The following is a 416-nucleotide window of genomic DNA, read 5'->3' on the forward strand; positions in this document are numbered from 1 at the left end:
TTCCACTATCGACGTAGTGTTTTGCATTAATTATGGCGGTAGAGCAGAAATTGCAGATGCTTGTTCAGCAATTCTTAAAGAAGTACGCGAAGGATGTTCCTGATTGTGATTTAATGATTCGCACATCTGGCGAGCAGCGCACGAGTAACTTCTTGCCTTGGGAAGCATCTTATGCAGAGCTTGATTTTGTGCCTGAATTATTCCCAGATTTTAATCGTGAAGCATTGTGGCGTTCTATTGACCGTTATGCGCATCGCGATAGAAGATTCGGTGGAGTCGCAAATTAATGTGATTTGTTGATTTGCTAATTTGCTGATTCTTTGAGTTATTGAGTTGCTAAATTATTTGTGGATTGATTAATTTGTTAATTGATTAATTGATTGTCTTGTTGTTTTGCTGTCTCTTATAACACATCT

At 38.0% G+C, this 416-nt stretch carries 1 pseudogene; it reads left to right on the top strand.

The features are described from left to right. A pseudogene (locus BFS05_RS06500) lies at window positions 1-287 on the top strand (undecaprenyl diphosphate synthase family protein); the annotation flags it as partial. Window positions 288-416 lie beyond the last annotated feature (129 nt).

This window comes from Gardnerella coleohominis, from assembly GCF_002896555.1.
GTDB lineage: Bacteria > Actinomycetota > Actinomycetes > Actinomycetales > Bifidobacteriaceae > Bifidobacterium > Bifidobacterium vaginale_F.